At 65.3% G+C, this 15,470-nt stretch carries 17 protein-coding genes; 6 read left to right on the top strand and 11 right to left on the bottom strand.

Annotation, left to right across the window (positions count from 1 at the left end; translation table 11 throughout):
• Nucleotides 1-3 precede the first annotated feature (3 nt).
• A complete protein-coding gene (locus ABFP37_RS21060) occupies nucleotides 4-468 on the bottom strand; it encodes a hypothetical protein (protein WP_347034824.1) in 465 nt (154 codons plus the stop codon).
• 449 nt (nucleotides 469-917) lie between these two features.
• On the opposite strand from ABFP37_RS21060, the gene ABFP37_RS21055 reads away from it, so the two are divergent.
• A complete protein-coding gene (locus ABFP37_RS21055; RefSeq protein ID WP_347034823.1) occupies nucleotides 918-1,271 on the top strand; it encodes a hypothetical protein in 354 nt (117 codons plus the stop codon).
• A 34-nt stretch (nucleotides 1,272-1,305) separates the two neighbouring features.
• Here ABFP37_RS21055 and ABFP37_RS21050 read toward each other — a convergent pair whose 3' ends face one another.
• On the bottom strand, nucleotides 1,306-2,040 hold the full coding sequence (locus ABFP37_RS21050; protein ID WP_347034822.1) for an Asp/Glu/hydantoin racemase: 735 nt from the start codon (nucleotides 2,038-2,040) through the stop codon (nucleotides 1,306-1,308).
• Between the two features lie 89 nt (nucleotides 2,041-2,129).
• Between ABFP37_RS21050 and ABFP37_RS21045 the strand changes: the two genes are divergently transcribed.
• The gene (locus ABFP37_RS21045; RefSeq protein ID WP_347034821.1) at nucleotides 2,130-2,588 is read left to right on the top strand and encodes a RidA family protein; all 459 of its coding nucleotides are present in this window, start codon (nucleotides 2,130-2,132) and stop codon (nucleotides 2,586-2,588) included.
• 21 nt (nucleotides 2,589-2,609) lie between these two features.
• Here the strand turns inward: ABFP37_RS21045 and ehuA are convergent, their stop codons facing one another.
• The 4 genes from ehuA to ehuB are packed head-to-tail and all read right to left on the bottom strand — an operon-like array spanning nucleotide 2,610 to nucleotide 5,682.
• The gene (ehuA, locus tag ABFP37_RS21040) at nucleotides 2,610-3,425 is read right to left on the bottom strand and encodes an ectoine/hydroxyectoine ABC transporter ATP-binding protein EhuA (RefSeq protein WP_347034820.1); all 816 of its coding nucleotides are present in this window, start codon (nucleotides 3,423-3,425) and stop codon (nucleotides 2,610-2,612) included.
• A complete protein-coding gene (ehuD, locus tag ABFP37_RS21035; protein WP_347034819.1) occupies nucleotides 3,409-4,041 on the bottom strand; it encodes an ectoine/hydroxyectoine ABC transporter permease subunit EhuD in 633 nt (210 codons plus the stop codon). The genes ehuA and ehuD overlap by 17 nt, the downstream gene beginning before the upstream one ends.
• A 20-nt stretch (nucleotides 4,042-4,061) precedes the next feature.
• Nucleotides 4,062-4,760 carry an ectoine/hydroxyectoine ABC transporter permease subunit EhuC gene (gene ehuC, locus ABFP37_RS21030; RefSeq protein WP_347034818.1) on the bottom strand — a complete coding sequence of 233 codons (699 nt, stop codon included), beginning with the start codon at nucleotides 4,758-4,760 and terminating at the stop codon, nucleotides 4,062-4,064.
• A gap of 28 nt (nucleotides 4,761-4,788) precedes the next feature.
• Nucleotides 4,789-5,682, bottom strand: coding sequence for an ectoine/hydroxyectoine ABC transporter substrate-binding protein EhuB (gene ehuB / locus ABFP37_RS21025; protein WP_347034817.1), 894 nt, complete (start codon nucleotides 5,680-5,682; stop codon nucleotides 4,789-4,791).
• 162 nt (nucleotides 5,683-5,844) lie between these two features.
• On the opposite strand from ehuB, the gene ABFP37_RS21020 reads away from it, so the two are divergent.
• Nucleotides 5,845-6,111 (top strand): hypothetical protein, encoded by a 267-nt coding sequence (locus tag ABFP37_RS21020; RefSeq protein ID WP_347034816.1) that lies wholly within the window; start codon nucleotides 5,845-5,847, stop codon nucleotides 6,109-6,111.
• Nucleotides 6,112-6,305: 194 nt separating this feature from the next.
• On the opposite strand, the gene ABFP37_RS21015 is transcribed toward ABFP37_RS21020, so the two are convergent.
• The 5 genes from ABFP37_RS21015 to ABFP37_RS20995 all read right to left on the bottom strand — a co-directional run bounded on the left by ABFP37_RS21015 (nucleotide 6,306) and on the right by ABFP37_RS20995 (nucleotide 12,220).
• Complete coding sequence (locus ABFP37_RS21015; protein WP_347034815.1) at nucleotides 6,306-7,379, bottom strand: TM2 domain-containing protein; 1,074 nt, start codon at nucleotides 7,377-7,379, stop codon at nucleotides 6,306-6,308.
• A gap of 504 nt (nucleotides 7,380-7,883) precedes the next feature.
• On the bottom strand, nucleotides 7,884-8,816 hold the full coding sequence (locus ABFP37_RS21010; RefSeq protein ID WP_078027737.1) for a 3-keto-5-aminohexanoate cleavage protein: 933 nt from the start codon (nucleotides 8,814-8,816) through the stop codon (nucleotides 7,884-7,886).
• 45 nt (nucleotides 8,817-8,861) lie between these two features.
• A complete protein-coding gene (locus ABFP37_RS21005; RefSeq protein ID WP_078027738.1) occupies nucleotides 8,862-9,626 on the bottom strand; it encodes an SDR family oxidoreductase in 765 nt (254 codons plus the stop codon).
• 31 nt (nucleotides 9,627-9,657) lie between these two features.
• The gene (locus tag ABFP37_RS21000) at nucleotides 9,658-10,977 is read right to left on the bottom strand and encodes an MFS transporter (RefSeq protein ID WP_347034814.1); all 1,320 of its coding nucleotides are present in this window, start codon (nucleotides 10,975-10,977) and stop codon (nucleotides 9,658-9,660) included.
• A gap of 184 nt (nucleotides 10,978-11,161) precedes the next feature.
• Nucleotides 11,162-12,220: a LacI family DNA-binding transcriptional regulator gene (locus ABFP37_RS20995; protein ID WP_078027739.1), complete on the bottom strand. Its 1,059-nt coding sequence runs from the start codon at nucleotides 12,218-12,220 to the stop codon at nucleotides 11,162-11,164.
• A 160-nt stretch (nucleotides 12,221-12,380) separates the two neighbouring features.
• Here ABFP37_RS20995 and ABFP37_RS20990 point away from each other — a divergent pair, with 160 nt between their 5' ends.
• The 3 genes from ABFP37_RS20990 to ABFP37_RS20980 are packed head-to-tail and all read left to right on the top strand — an operon-like array spanning nucleotide 12,381 to nucleotide 15,115.
• Nucleotides 12,381-14,141, top strand: a complete 1,761-nt coding sequence (locus tag ABFP37_RS20990) for an ATP-dependent DNA helicase RecQ (RefSeq protein WP_078027740.1) — start codon at nucleotides 12,381-12,383, stop codon at nucleotides 14,139-14,141.
• A 54-nt stretch (nucleotides 14,142-14,195) separates the two neighbouring features.
• On the top strand, nucleotides 14,196-14,348 hold the full coding sequence (locus ABFP37_RS20985; RefSeq protein WP_139362751.1) for a hypothetical protein: 153 nt from the start codon (nucleotides 14,196-14,198) through the stop codon (nucleotides 14,346-14,348).
• Nucleotides 14,349-14,407: 59 nt separating this feature from the next.
• Nucleotides 14,408-15,115 (top strand): FadR/GntR family transcriptional regulator, encoded by a 708-nt coding sequence (locus tag ABFP37_RS20980; RefSeq protein ID WP_078027741.1) that lies wholly within the window; start codon nucleotides 14,408-14,410, stop codon nucleotides 15,113-15,115.
• Nucleotides 15,116-15,470 lie beyond the last annotated feature (355 nt).

Genomic DNA, 15,470 nt, shown 5'->3' with positions numbered 1-15,470 from the left:
CGGCTACTGCCGGCAGCCGGGGCGCATTCCTGCTGCGTCCTGCCGATTGCTAGTTGGCAGCCGCGCCGGGCCCTGTACTCGAGTCGCGTGCAACGCGGGCGAAGCCGGCGTGAAAGTCACGAACGATGACCACTCCACTGCCCAGGAGGCTTGCCTTGGCTCGAGTTGCGCCACGAGTTCCTCGCTGGGGCGGCCAAAAATTTCGATCGTCCGCATCACGACGAAGCGGGCCATGGGCGGGAACTTGGGTCCGGCAACCTTCATGTGGAACTCCAAGGAGGCCATATCCGGGTGGATGTGCAGGACGCTCATGGTGGAGCCGTCGGCCGAGAAATAGACGCGGTAGGAAATGATCCGCGGCTCATTTAGCTCTACGAACGCGGCCAACTCCGCCACGGCCGTCTTGAGCTCCTCAAGCCTGCCGGGACGGACATCTGACGTATCGAGATATGCGATGAAATCACTCATGTCCTCCCTCCCGCCCAAGGCCCGCCTCAGAGATCCGGGGAACCTCATCCGCTGTGAACAATTCTCCTCCCGACTAAAGCTCCGGGGCTATTTTGCATGTAGGCCCGTTGTTTCGTTGGGTGCCGCCTTCTCGCGGAAAGGGAACCAGCCGCATGGCTATATCCGACAGTAACGCGTGCCCGCGATCGCGCAGTGTGCGGGCACGCTCGTCTCGATCGTTGGTCTGCAGCGTCACCGGATCCACGCAGGCCGACATGATCGCAGGGATTTGCCGGGCAGGATAGAGCGCAGGGTCACTGGCCGGATGGATTCATCTACCTCAGAAGAATTGGGACAATTCGGCACCTACTCGACCTTGGCGATGGCAACCGACATGAGCAGAAAAAGAGCTGAACCACGATCAGGCGCACTTTGTTTCCGTTAACGTGGATGAACTAAATGGAGGGACCATGTGCCCTTCCGCCCTTGACGCGGGGTGGCGTAATTTCAAGCCCATGGAGACCCGGGAAGAAGACGCCAACTGGAAAGTCGCTCCTTCGACGCGCTTGGGTTGGTGGGCTCTCTGGCTGGCAGCCGCTGTCGTCTTGTATCCCCTGTACTGGAGCATCCTGCTCATTCTTCGCTCAGCCGCGGGACCGTATGTGGGCGTGGTCCTGGCAGTCCTTGCCGTTGCGGCCGCCGCTGCTGGATGTTTAGCTATTTTCCGGCGCCGGGACCGGAGTGGGCTGCTGCTCGCCGCCCTGATACTGCTGGTCGTCTCTGCCATCTTCTTCATCGGCGGCGAGTTCCTGTTCCCGCACTAAACATGAACAGCGCCGAAAGCGGGCCAGCCGACCATCAGGCCAGGAGCCGCTGGCCTGGCCCCACCGCTGCCTTGCCCACGCGCTGCAGCGCCGCCCAGGCAGTGACCTGGTTGGCCGACAACACCGGCTTGCCAAGCTCACGCTCGAGGGGCCAAATGATGTCGTAAGTGGGCAGGTTAGTACAGCTGATGAAGATGACATCCGCCTCAGGCACATCAGCCCCGCGGATCAGCTCGCACGTGGTCCGGTAGGGCACCTCCCAGATGCCCCCGTCGAGCCCCAGGCCGGCCTGGGCCACCACCGAGTGGCCCGCCTCCTCCAGAAAGTCACCCAGCCGATGGGTCAGCTCCGCCACGTAAGGCGTCACCACCACCACCTTCGAGGCACCCAGATGGTCCAGCGCTTCGAGCAGCGCTTCGGAGGTGCTGACGCCCTGCGCGCCGCTTGCGGCCTCCATCATCTTCGAAATGTGGCGGGCACCCGCAACTCCGTGGACGAAGCTGCCCGAGGTGCAGGCGTAGGCCATGGCATGGGGGCGCACAACGCTCAGGTTCTTTGCGGCGGTGAGGATGTCGCCGTCGTCGCTGACGTCCTGTGCCATCTCCAAGCCGACGGGTTCATCGATGAACGGCGTCCGTGTAAAGAACAGCGACACATCCTGGGGCATCCAGCGCCACAGCTCACGGTCCAGCGCCATGTCGAACGGGCACACCACGCCGATGCCGGTCTGCTTTGCCGGGCCAACGAAGGCTGCTTCAGTCTTCCCCACGATTCTCCTTAAATAGTAGATTGTTGACAATACTCATTCGTTTGCCTAGTGTCCGTGGTGATACCCCCAAGCCCCCCGAAGGAGCAATCATGAACGTCCAGCAAATCCCGGTCGACGCCATTGAGCTCGAGCTACCCTCTCCCCCGGTTCCGGTCGCCAATTACGTGGCCGTCCGGCAGGTTGGGAACCTGGTCTTCACGTCCGGCCAGACGCCCACGCGCGACGGCGTCCTCACCATCAGCGGCAAGCTCGGGCGCGAGGTCAGCGTCGAAGAGGGCCAGCAGGCAAGCGCCACCGCCGTACTCAACTGCCTGTCCGCCCTGCGGCAGCACCTGGGTTCGCTGGACAGGATTGTCTCCGTGGTCAGCCTGACCGGCTACATCGCCTCCGCCGAGGGGTTCGCCGACCAACCGGCCGTCATCAACGGCGCCTCCCTGGTCCTGGAGAAGGCCTTCGGCGACAAGGGACGCCATGCCCGGGCTGCTGTGGGTGTTGCGGAGCTGCCCGGGCAGGCGCCCGTTGAGATTTCGCTGATTGTGGAGGTCTAGCCGCGGATCGGTGCTGCCTGATCAGTGCTGCAGGACGGCCCGGAGGAACGTGCGGGTCCGTTCCTGCTGCGGGTTCTTGAAGATCTGGGCAGGCGGTCCGCTCTCCACCGCGGCGCCATTGTCGAACATCACCACCCGGTCCGAAATCTCTTCGGCGAACCGCATCTCGTGCGTCACCATCAGCATGGTCATGTCCGTGGTGTGCGCAAGGTTCCGGATCACGTTGAGCACCTCACCGATCAGTTCCGGGTCCAAGGCCGAGGTGGGTTCATCGAAGAGCAGCACCTTGGGCCGCATGGCCAGCGCACGGGCAATCGCCACGCGCTGCTGCTGGCCGCCTGACATCTGGGGCGGGGTGTGGTTCATGTGCTTTCCCAAGCCCACCAGGTTGAGCAGCTCAGCAGCCCGCTCCCGCGCCTCGGCCTTGCCCATGCCCAGCACGTGGATGGGCGCCTCGATGATGTTCTCCATGGCGGTCATATGCGGGAAGAGGTTGAACTGTTGGAACACCATGCCGATCTTGCGGCGGGTTTCGCGCAGCTGCTTTGTCTCCCTGACCTTCTCGCCGGCGGTGACATCCCACAGGGTGTCTCCGTCGACCTTCACGAGGCCTTCGCTGGGCGTCTCCAGCGTCATGAGGATGCGCAGGATGGTGGTCTTGCCGGAACCTGAGGGGCCGATGATGGACACCTTCTCACCCGGTGCCACCTCGAAGTTCAATGCCTTCAGGACCTGGTTGGACCCCCAGTTCTTGCTGACGTTCTGGAACCTGATGATCGGATCCGGGGCTAGGCCTATGTCCGTGGACAATGGCTGGGGTTCAGTGCTGGGGCGCATAGCGCCGCTCCAATCTGTTGACGAGCCGGGAGGCCGGGTAGCTGATGGCCAGGAACAGCAATGCGGCGAGGGTGAGGGGTTCCAGATACCGGAAGCTCGAGCTGCCGATCGCCTGTGCGGTGGCCATGAGCTCCACCACGGTGATGGCCGACAGGACTGCCGAGTCCTTGAACATCTGGATGAGGTAGTTGCCGAGCATGGGCACCACGGTGCGCACCGCCTGCGGGAGGATGATCCTGCCCCACGTGCGGACACCCGGGAGGCTCAGCGCCGTTGCTGACTCCCATTGGCCCTTGGGGACCCCCTGGATGCCGCTGCGGTAGACCTCGGCCATGTACGCGCTGTAGTTGACGCCGATCACCACCACTCCGGTGGTGAAGGCGTCAAAGCTGATGCCGTAGGCCGGCAGCACGAAGAAGGCGCAGTAGGCCTGGACCAGCAGCGGGGTGCCGCGGACAAAGACCACGAAGAAGGACACCACCGGCGACAGGGCCGGGATGGCAAGCCGCCGTAGCACGGCGAAGAACAGCCCGAGCACCGCCGCGAGCAGCGTGCCCAGGAGGGTGATCTGGATGGTGACCCAGAGGCCTTCCAGGAGCAGCGGGAAAACTGACACGGCAAAATTGTTGTCCCAGATCATGCTGCACCAACCTTCATGAGTCGGCTTTCCTTGCGCTGGGCAGCGAGAGCCTTCCGGTCAAGTGCGAAGCGGCGTTCGAGCCAGGCGGTCAGCAGGGTCAGCAGATAGGACAGGACAAAGTACGCCACCAGGATGGTGAGGAAAATAGCCGTCGTCTGCCCTGTGGTGCTGCGGATCATCTGGGCCCGGAAGGTCAGGTCCGCCACGGTGACCAGTGAAACGAGGGAGGTGTTCTTCAGCAGATCCACCATGACGTTCCCAAACGGCGGCAGCATGGCCGGAATGGACTGCGGGATGATGATCCTGCGCAGCCGCAGGGCCGGTTCCATCCCGAGCGCGATGCAGGCCTCGGTCTGGCCCTTGGCCCGGCTGGCGATGGAACCGCGCACCACTTCCGCGGCGTAGGCGCCTTCGTTCAGGCCGAGCGCCAAGACCGCGGCGGTCAGCGGGTGGAGCTGGATGCCGAAGAACGGCAGCGCGAAGAACAGCCAGAACATCTGCACCAGCAGTGACGTGCCACGGAACACCTCAATGAAGATGCCCGCTGGCCAACTCACAAGCTTGTGGCTGGACAGACGTGCCAGCCCCGCGGCGAACGCGACCACCAGGCAAAGCGCGCCGCTGAGCACGGCCACCAGGATGGTGGTCAGCAGGCCCTGCCACAGCAGTGGTGCGTAGTCGATTACTGCGGACATTGGCCGCCCTCCTTCCACGGCGGCATGATCAGCCCGCGGTCTTGCATAGCTCCTCGGCGGTTACGCCCTCCACTACAGCCGGATCGAAGCCCCATTTTTTGAGGATTTCGGCGAATTCGGGGGTTTTCTTGAAGGCCGCAAGTTCCTTGTTGTAGGCCTCGTGGAAGGCGGTGTCGGATTTGCGGAACGCGGCGCCGGAACCGGTGCGCGGCGCGTCCTTCAGGGGCTCGCTGATGTCAAAGCTCGCATCGTCCTTGGCCAGCGCCTGCAGCGAGAGTGTGGGCAGCATGAAGGCGTCCGCACGGTTTGCCTTGAGCGCTTCGAGGCCGCTCCGGCCGTCGTTGATCTTGACCTGCTGCGAGGCCGGTACGTTGGCCGACTTCAGGACGCCCTCCTCGAAACCGCCTGGCAGCACCGCGATCCGCAGTGACTTGTCAGCCAGGATATTGGCCACGGACGTGACGCCCTTGGGGTTCCCCTTGGGCGTGGCGTAGGACTCCGTGGAAACGATGACCGGCTCCGAGTACAGCACCTGCCCGCAGCGGGACTCCTTCATGAAGAGGCCGGCCGCAATGACGTCCCAGCGGTTGGCGTTGAGGCCGGGAATCATGGATTCATACGGCGTGATGATGCCCTGGACGTCCGCGATGCCGAGCCGTTTGCAAACGGCGCGAAGCACGTCGGGTTCGCAGCCCGTCACCTTTCCGTCGGCGCTCACCTGCGTGTACGGCGGCTCGTTGGCAATGCCCACGCGCAGGAAGCCTTGGGACTTTGCCATCTCCAGCAGGTTGCTGGCGGCACCCGAGGCGGGGCCGCCCACAGCAACGCTGGAACAGCCGGTAGCCCAGCCTGCCACGGTGGCTCCGAGGGCGGCGACTCCCGCACCCCGCAGGACGTTCCGCCGAGAAATATTGCCCGTCATATGTACTCCGTTCGCCCGGACGTGCCGGGGCTAGCCAGAATGATCACACTGTGTGATGTGTGTTACATAAAACCTAGGAGTCAGGTGTACGATTGTCAACAATCCGAATGTAAATTCTGGCTTTCGGATTACTCACCATCGATTGAGCGCTAGGAAGAGGACATGAAGAGGCGCATCCAGCTAAAGCAGACTGCCGGCGTCGAGGGCGGCAGTTCCGCGAAGTCCCGGACGGGCGAGCACTGCCCGGCCACAGGATGGTGGGCGCAGCTCAATGACGAGACGGACGCACACTTCATCATGGAGGGAAGCATCATGCCTTCCGCTGGTGGAAACCCGGCGACCTGGAAGTTACAGGTCCGCCAACTCCAGCGGAGCCAGGGACCCAGACACGACTTTCCGCCCAGGGGTTTCGCGCTGGACAGCATCTGAGCAGGCCTTCGGCCGGCGGGCCGGTTCGCCTTCCGGGCACTGGTCGCGACCTAAGGGCGCTGCAGCGGCCTTGAGCGCTCCCCGGCAAACGCAGATGGCCCCGCCGGACTGAGCCTTGGAAACCAAGGCGTCCGGCGGGACCATCAGATTGCTTTTTGTGCCCGCCGCAGGTGAGGGACGGGGCAACCGTGGGGCTACTTCGCGGTGATGGTCCAGTCGCCCTCGGACTTCACCTGGACGAAGCCGGGCGTCAGCTGGACGGTGCCGCTGTAGGCGCCGATCTTGTTGACGGCGAGCTCGGGGATCTCGCTGCCGAATCCTTCCACCAGGAAGTTGCCCGCGCCCTTGTTGGTGATGGCGGCCTTCGTGCCCGGCGCGTCCCAGTAGAGCACCTTGTCGCCGTGCCCGCTCGCCTTGCCGGCGGACGTGGCGATGGTATCGACGTCCTCGATCTTCAGCGTCCACGCCGCGTCGGCGCTGATGCTGAATTCGGTGGTCGGGGAACCGGTGCTGGTGTCCACCAGGTGCGAGCCGGTGTAGCCGCCGACGGTGTTGACCAGCAGCATTTCGGCCCCGTTGGTCTCCAGAACGGTGTTGCCTTTGCAGGCGCTGCAAGTGAGCGTCACCACGGCCGGGAGGCCTTTGAGGTCAACGGTCTTGATGTCGTCGCCGGTGCCGGCCAGGGTCTGCGCGTCCAGCAACGGACGGTCTTCCCCCGCGGTTGCTTCCGCGGATGCCGGGGCCTCAGAGGAGTTCGCGGCTGCCGCCGGTTCATTCGTAACCGGTGCAGCCGAGATGATCGGCGAGGTGGCAGCGCTCTGGATGGCCAGGGCCGCCACGGCCCCACTGACCATCCCGATGACCATTCCGCCCACCACCAGGACGGCCGAGACAACAATGGCAAGCACCTTGTGCTGCCGATACCCCGCCAGCGGCTGCCGGTTCTTGTCGGTCTGCTTGCCGGCCAGCGTGATGATCAGGTCCACGAGCGACCAGACGCCGAGACCGCCCGCCGTAAGCAGCTTCGCGATGCCGGTGCCGATCTTCCCCAGGTAGAAACGGTCCACACCCAGCCCGCCCAGGAACTGCGAGAGCAGCCAGGTGGTGAGGAAGGACTTCTGCGGGGGCGCCGGGAACTGCTGCGACGCACCGAACTGGCCAAGGTACTGCCCGTCGCCATACTGCTGCCCGGCGGGAATCTGAGGCACACCGTAGGTGGTGTAGTCGGAGGCAAGCGGTGGCGGCGGGGTTGGGCCGGGCTGGCTCATGGTTGTCCTTTCGGGCTGGCGACGGCAGGGGTCACCGATTATGCGCGGAGTGATGGTGGTGAGTGAGGGGAGGTTGCCGCCATGCCAGCGGAGCCGTAGGGCTCAGCGGGCAGTGGGTTCGGCAGAAGGGGTAGTGACCGCAGGTTCAGCAGGCAGGAGCAAGCCGGATCCTCCGGAGCGTGACGGGCCGTGACCCGGCGCGGCAAGCTCGTTTCAGATGCCTCGCAGGCCTCTGAAAACTCGCCTGATTCCATAGGCTTTATGGCATGCACATGCGCTGATATCCCCCATTTTGACGTGCGGCGTCCCCGCCCCCTGAAGGGATGATACCTGCCTCCTGGGACTCCGCGCGTCACCGCCGCGTGGCGTTCCAGAACACGCCGCATGGCGGCCTGTGAAGGTCCCGGCATTAAGTAAAAACGACGACGGCGGGTGTCCCGCCGTCGTCGTCTGCATTCCCCGCGCGGCGCGGCCGGAGCTTGGCCGCACTCCTCAATGTCCGCGTCAGAAACCCACCTTGTCGCGGCCCTTGAGCTGCAGCATCTGGCGGGCTTCGTCGGGCGTGGCAATCTCGAAGTTGAGCGCCTCGAGGATGGTCCGGATTCGGGTGACCTGCTCGGCGTTGGACGTGGCCAGCTGCCCGGGGCCAATCCACAGGGAATCTTCCAGTCCTACCCGGACATGGGAGCCCATGGCCGCCCCGATGGTAGCGAGCGGCATCTGGTTCTTACCGGCGCCCAGTATGGACCACTCGTAGTCCGCGCCCAGCAGCCGGTCGGCCGTGCGGCGCATGTGCATGAGGTCTTCGGGATGCGCACCGATCCCGCCGAGGAGGCCGAAGACGGACTGCACGAACAGGGGGCCCTTGGCGAGGCCGCGGGCGTGGAAGTGGGCCAGGTTGTTCAGGTGCGAGATGTCATAGCACTCGAACTCGAAGCGGGTGCCGTTCTCGTTGCCGATGCCCAGGATGGTCTCGATGTCCTGGAAGGTGTTCTTGAAGACCAGGTCGCGGCTCTTTTCGAGTCCTTCCCGCTCCCATTCGTGGCCGAACTCGGTGAAGCGTTCCAGCATCGGGTACAGCCCGAAGTTCATGGAGCCCATGTTGAGTGACGCCAGCTCCGGCTTGAACAGCGCCGCAGGCTGCATTCGTTCCTCGACCGTCATGTGCGGTGAGCCGCCGGTGGTGATGTTGATGACGGCGTCGGTGTTGCGCTTGAGCTTGTCCAGGATCGGGGCGAAGTGTTCCGGGTCCTGGGAGGGACGGCCGTCTTTGGGATCGCGGGCGTGCATGTGCACAATCGCGGCTCCGGCCTCGGCGGCGCCGATCGCGGCGTCAGCGATCTCGTCCGGGGAGACCGGGAGGTGCGGGGACATGGAGGGGGTGTGGATGGCGCCGGTGACGGCGCTGGTGATGATGACCTTGCGTGCGGTAGCCATGGGAAAGTCTCCTTGGGTGGCCGAAATCTTGCCGGGTGGGCTGGTTCAGTAGAGTTTTTCGGTGTTGCCGTCGACGGCGAGGGCCTGGCCATTGACGTTGCGTGCCATGTCGCTGGCCGCAAATGCGGCCATGTTGGCGATGTCTACCGCTTCGATCAGCCGGCCGAGCGAGGACTGGCTGTGGTACAGCGTGGACACCTCGTCCGCCGGACGGTCCAGCATCTGCGCCTTGGCAGCGATGACGGCGTCGATCCTGGGGCCGTTGACTGCGCCGGGGCAGATGGCGTTGACGCGGATCTGGTCCGGGCCCAGTTCGATCGCGAGGGTCTTGGTCAGCCCGACGACCGCCCACTTCGACGCCGAATAGGCGCTGCGCCCCGCCATGCCCAGCCGGCCTGCCGCGGAGGAGAGGTTCACGATCGAGGCATCCCTCCCCTGCCGCAGCATTGGCAGGGCGTGCTTGATGCAGAAGAACTGGCCGTGGATGTTGACGTCGAACGTCGCTTTCCAGGCCGCCGTGTCGAGCGTTTCCACCGGGCCGGTTGGCCCGGCGATGCCGGCATTGTTGACCAGGACGTCCAGGCCGCCGAGTTCCTCGCGGACCGTGTTCATGAGGTGGCGGACCTGGTCCTCGTCCGAGACGTCGCTGACAGCGGCAGCCAGCCCGTTGACGCGGGCCTTCTCAACGGCATCGGCGTCGATGTCGGTGACGAAGACGGTGGCGCCAAGGTCCCGGAATTTGTTGGCGATGGCCAGGCCGATGCCGTTGGCCCCTGCCGTGACCAGGACCCTTTTTGCGGTGAAATCCATGAGTTTTCCTTGCCTGAGTGGTGCGGTTGAGTCAGTGCGCTGCGGGACCGGCTTGCGGCTTCTCCGTCCCGCGCTTGAGCATCAGGGACAGGAGCGCCCCGACCGTACACATGGCCACGATGAACCACAGGCCGGAGAGCTTGGACCCCGTGGCCTCCTGCATGAAGCCCATGACGTACGGGCCGACGAAGCCGCCGAACAGGCCGATGGTGTTGACGAACGCGATGCCTCCGGCGAGGGCGGCGCCGCTGAGGCGGGTGGCCGGGTAGGTGAACAGGATGGGCTGGAGGGCGAAGAAGTTGAACGCTGCGAGGCAGAAGCCGATCATGCCGGGCACCGGGCCGCCGATGGCGCCGATGGCGAATCCGGCGATGATCCCGATCATTGCGCCGGTCACCAGGAGGCGGGAGCGCTTGCCGTCGGTGGCGAAGCGCGGCACCAGGAGGGCGCCGGCGGCGGAAAAGATCCAGGGGATGGCGGTCAGCAGGCCGATCTGGATCGGGCTGAGCTTGCCGTAGGTGCCGATGATCGAGGGCAGGAAGTAGGACAGCGCGTAGACGGCGATCTGGTGCGTGAAGTAGACGCCCACCACCAGGAGGATCTGCTTGTCCTTGAGCACGTCGCGGAGGCGGTGGTTGCCGGAGGCTTCCGCTCCGGCTTTCTCTTCGGCGGCGATGCGGGCTTCGAGGTCGGAGGCTTCCTCGGGGCTGAGGAACGTGGCCTTCGCGGGCCTGTCCGGGAGCTTCTTCCAGACCACGTAGGCGAGGATGCAGGCAGGCAGGCCTTCGACGAGGAACATCCACTGCCAGCCGTGCAGCCCGGCGAAACCGTCCATGGTCAGCAGGAGGCCGCCCAGCGGAGCGCCGACGATGTTGGCGATGGACACGCCCAGCAGGAACATGCCGTTGGCCTTGGCCCGGTCCCTGACCACGAACCACTGCGTCAGGAAGTACATCACGCCGGGAAAGAGCCCTGCCTCGGCGACGCCGAGCAGCATGCGCATGATGTAGAAGGACCATTCGCCCTGGACGAAGGCCATGCCGGCCGAAATGATGCCCCAGGTGATCATGATCCGCATGATCCAGAAACGGGCGCCGACCTTGTGCATGATCAGGTTGGAAGGGATCTCGGAAAGGGCGTAGGTCAGGAAGAACAGGCCGGCGCCGACCCCGTAGGCGGTGGCGGATAGTCCGAGGTCGATCTCCAGGCGGTCCTTGGCCATGCCGATATTGGTGCGGTCCAGGAAAGCCATGATGTAGGCGCCGATTAGCAGCGGCATGACTCTGCGAAGAATCACGCGGTTGATTTCCTGCGGTGTGCGCATCTTCGTTGGTGCGGATACAGCTGACATGGGTCTTCGTCCTTGAATCGGGGCCCTGCGCGGAATGTCCTGCGGAGTGCGCGTTGCTGTGGGGCGGGCCTTAGTGGGCATGCCGGGATACGGCGATGAGGGTACTGGCGCCGGCGGGTCCTTGGACGGGCCGCCGGTTATGAGGGGGAACTGGCCTCGGTTTGCAGCGGAACTGCTCCGGGGATCAGGTATCAGGCGGGTTGCAGCCGCAGGTCCTCCCCAGGTGCAGCCGGTGCGGGCAGATCAGGGAACTGTAGGTGTCGGTGGGTGCATCGATCCGCTTCAGCAACATGGCAAAGGCTTCGTGGGCCATCTCCTGCTGCGGCTGGACGATGCTGGTCAGGTTGATGAGGCCGGACCTGCTGTGCGGGAGACCGTCACACCCGGCCACGGCGACGTCGTCCGGAATTCGAAGTCCCCGGGCCAACGCATATTCCATGACGCCGATCGCCAGCTCGTCGCTCCCGCAGACCACCGCCCGCGGGGGCCGCTCCGATAAGAAGAGCCGCTCGGCAGCGAGCTGGCCCCCTTCATTGTTGACTCGCGTGCTGATCCGGCGTTCGCCGCTGATGGTGATGCCGGCAGCGGCGGCGGCGCGCACGAACGCCTGTTCCCGCGCCAGCGAGGCGGTGGAAAACCGCGGTCCGATCACCGTGGCGATGTCCGTGTAGCCGTGTTCCAGCATGTGCTCCATCAGCAGTGCCGCAGCTGCGTCATCGTCGATCCCCACAAAGTCGCTCTGGAGGAACTCGGCGCGCCGGGAGAGGCAGACGTACGGGATCCGCGCCGAGCGAAGGGTGCGCATCGCAGTTGAGTCCTCCCTGAGCGCGGCCGCGAGGATGATCCCGTCCACGTTGCGGTTGGCCAGGGTGGCGGTCACCTGGGCTAGGACTGCGGGATCATCCTGGGTCGTGGCGACGAAAACGTCGTATCCCGAGTCGGCCGCCGCTGTGATGATGCTCTGGGCCCACCGCGGGAACATGGGGTTGATGATGTTCGGGAGGATCAGGCCGATGACCCGCGTCCGCTGCGGATCCGCGGCCTGGGTGGACTTACGGGGCCTGAAGCCCAGCTCGTTGGCGACGCCGATGATGTGGCGCCTGGTTTCCGTGGAGACGCCGGCCTTGCCGTTGAGCACATACGACACCGCCGCAGCAGAAACACCCGCGGCCCTCGCGACTGCCGCCGCCGACACAGGGGACGGACGGTGCGCCACAGCTTCGTTGCCGCTGCGCTGTTTCATGACCGTTCCTCCCTGCGTTCTGGGTTGATGTGACCTCAGTTACGTTAGTTGCGGACAAAACCCTTAAGCAACGTTAAGTTGACGCACTGCGGCGCCGGGTTAGGCTGAACCCACGGCTGAAGCCATCCGGCCACTGCACCGTTACCCCGGGAGTAGCCCTTTGACTGTCGACCAAGCCCCCAGCGCTTCAGCCGCCGCCAGCACCTCAGATCCCGCCGCCGCCAACATCCCAGACACCGACGCCGGCCTCCGCCAGATCGCGGCCAGCTCCTTGGGTCTCGCCCACCTCCGGGACGGCCAGCTCGCCGGAATGCGCGCCCTGGTCACGGGCCGGGACGTCCTCGCCGTGATGCCCACCGGCTACGGAAAGTCTGCCATCTACCAGGTGGCCGCCCTGCACCTGCACCGTGCGCGCGCCGGCCACTGCGCAAGTCCGGATGCCCCGGCGGCCGGTCCCGCCGTCGTCGTTTCCCCGCTCATCGCCCTGCAAGAGGACCAGCTGGACGGGCTGCTGGAAGACCTCGGCGGAGAAGCCGCCGTCGCCATCAACTCCGGGCGCAGCGATTCTGACGTCGAAGCCGCTTGGGAAGCCTCGGAACGGGGCGACGCCGCCTTCATCTTCCTCGCGCCTGAGCAGCTGGCTAAGACCGAAGCCGTGGAGCGGCTCGCCGCCCTCGACGTCTCGCTGTTAGTGGTGGACGAGGCCCACTGTGTGTCCTCGTGGGGGCACGATTTCCGGCCCGACTACCTCCGCCTCGGCGAGGTCCGCCAGAATCTCGGCAATCCGCCCGTCGCCGCGCTGACCGCCACCGCTTCTCCCCCGGTGCGCGACGAGATCCAGCAGCGCCTGAAGATGACACACCCCCTGGTGCTGGTCCACGGTTTCGACCGCCCCAACATCCGGCTCGACGTCGTCCGCCACCTCCGGGACACCGACAAGCGCCGCGCCGTGCTGGAACAGCTGGCCGGTCTCAAGGGGCCGGGCCTGCTCTACGCCGCCACCCGAAAGGACACCGAAACCTACGCGTCGGAGCTGGCCGAGCGCGGCCTTCGCGCGGCGGCGTACCACGCCGGCCGGAAGCAGGTCGAGCGGGACTTGGTCCACGAGCAGTTCCTCGAGGACGAACTCGACGTCGTAGTGGCCACCACCGCGTTTGGCATGGGCATCGACAAACCCAATGTCCGCTTCGTCATCCACGCGGACATCCCCGAGTCCCTGGACAGCTACTACCAGGAGATCGGCCGATCCGGCCGCGACGGCGAGCCGGCCGCCGCCGTTCTGCACTACCGGCCCGAGGACCTGGGCCTGCGCAAATTCTTTGGGACGCACAGCCCGGACCAGGATTCGCTGATGGCCGTTCTTCAGGTGCTGCGCGCCGCCGACAGGCCGCTCACCCAGAAAGCCCTCGCCGAGCAGACCGATCTCTCGGCCCGCCGACTCACCGGGCTGCTGAACCAGCTGCAGGAAACGCGCGCCGTGAAGACCGGCAAGCGCGGCATCCGGCTGGAAGCCGGCGCCAAACTGCCCACGGTGGTGGAACGCGCCGTCGAACTCGCCGAAGCACGCCAGCGCGTGGATCGCTCGCGCATCGAGATGGCGCGCGGCTACGCCGAGACGGACGGCTGCCGGCGCCAGTTCCTGCTGGGCTACTTCGGCGAGGACAGGCCCGAGCCGTGCGGCAACTGTGATAACTGCGCGGACGGCTCCGCGGACGAGGAGGACTACGACGGCGGCGCCGCGACCGCCGCAGGCGTGGAACCTTTCCCGCTCCAGGCCGCTGTTGTGCACAAGGAATGGGGGCCCGGCCTGGTAATGCGGCACGAGGAGGACGTGATCACCGTGCTGTTCGAGCAGGAGGGTTACAAGACGCTATCGCGGCAGGCCGTCACGGAGGGCAAGCTGCTGACGCTGGCGAAGTGACGGGCTGCCCCACCCAACTGAGTAGCAGCACACACCGTTCTCAACCCTGAAACGGTGGTCACCCTCACCCTCGAAGCACCGGAGAACAGCACGCACGTTGCGCTCACCCAGGACACTTTCGCCACGGAGGAACGGCTCGCACTGCACAGGAGCGGCTGGACCGAGGGGTTCGAAAAGCTGCGACTGCTGGCAGGATCCTCTGGATAGGCCGCATCGGACGCCGTAACCGGTTGACAGCCGGGCGTGACGCATGCCATATTGGCGGCATGAACCTGTTGGACAGCTGGACAGTTGGACAAGATAAAGTGATACGGGTCGGCGCAGCCGAGGCCGTGTTCGCATCCCTTCGAAATGCCATCGAAGCCGGCAAGATTCCTGTCGGCGCGCGGCTGGATTCGGAGGCCTCGCTGGCCCAGCTGTACGGGGTAAGCCGGTCCATGGTCCGGGAAGCACTGAAGTCATGCAATGCGCTCGGACTGACGGCTACCTTCACGGGCAAAGGTACGTTTGTCATCGCGGACCGGGTTGCCCCGGACCTCAAGCTCGGAAAATACTCCGCCCGCGACCTCGTGGAGGCGCGTCCCCACATCGAAGTACCCGCCGCAGCGCTCGCCGCCGAACGCCGGACTGGCGAGGATGTGGAGGCACTTCGGGACATTCTCGAGGCCATGTCGGACGAAGATGACCTCCAGCAGTGGATCCTTCTCAACGCCGAGTTCCACGCCACCATCGCCCGGTGCAGCGGCAACGGGGTCTTTGTGGGCGTCCTGTCAGACATCCGCGAGGCCATGGCCGACCAGTCGAACACCCTGAACCTGGTAGCTGACCGGCGCAAGGATTCCGACCGGGAGCACGCCCGCATTTTCGCCGCCATCGAGCGCGGGTCCGCCCAGGAAGCGTCCAGGGCCATGACCCGGCACCTGCACGGGGTGGAATGTGCGCTGGGCAGCATCGTCCCCGGCGGCGAGAGCTGACGAAGAATCTGACCCGTCCCGGATCCATCCTCATAACCGCTTCAGGCGGCGGCCTCGGCGCTGCCTGCCCACGAGGCGCCGCCCAGTTGTCGCCCTGACCGTGCCGAATCGCTCTGCTGTGCGGAGCGCCTGAGTTCCCTCCGGCAACATGCCGCCCAGCCGGCTCGCCGCAACACCCTGATTTCCCGTCCAAACCCGTCAACGAAGCCCCGTGAGGACCCTCTATGACCACAATCACCGCCGCCCCGGACGTCCGGTCCGAGCATGACCTCCTCGGTGACCGGGACGTTCCCGCCGCCGCGTACTGGGGCGTGCACACCCTGCGCGCCGTGGAGAACTTCCCCATCACCGGCCA

This window comes from Burkholderia sp. RS01, from assembly GCF_039748055.1.
Lineage (GTDB): Bacteria > Actinomycetota > Actinomycetes > Actinomycetales > Micrococcaceae > Arthrobacter.
Note: the sequence above shows the minus strand (reverse complement) of the source record. Positions and strands in the feature narration are given on the sequence as shown.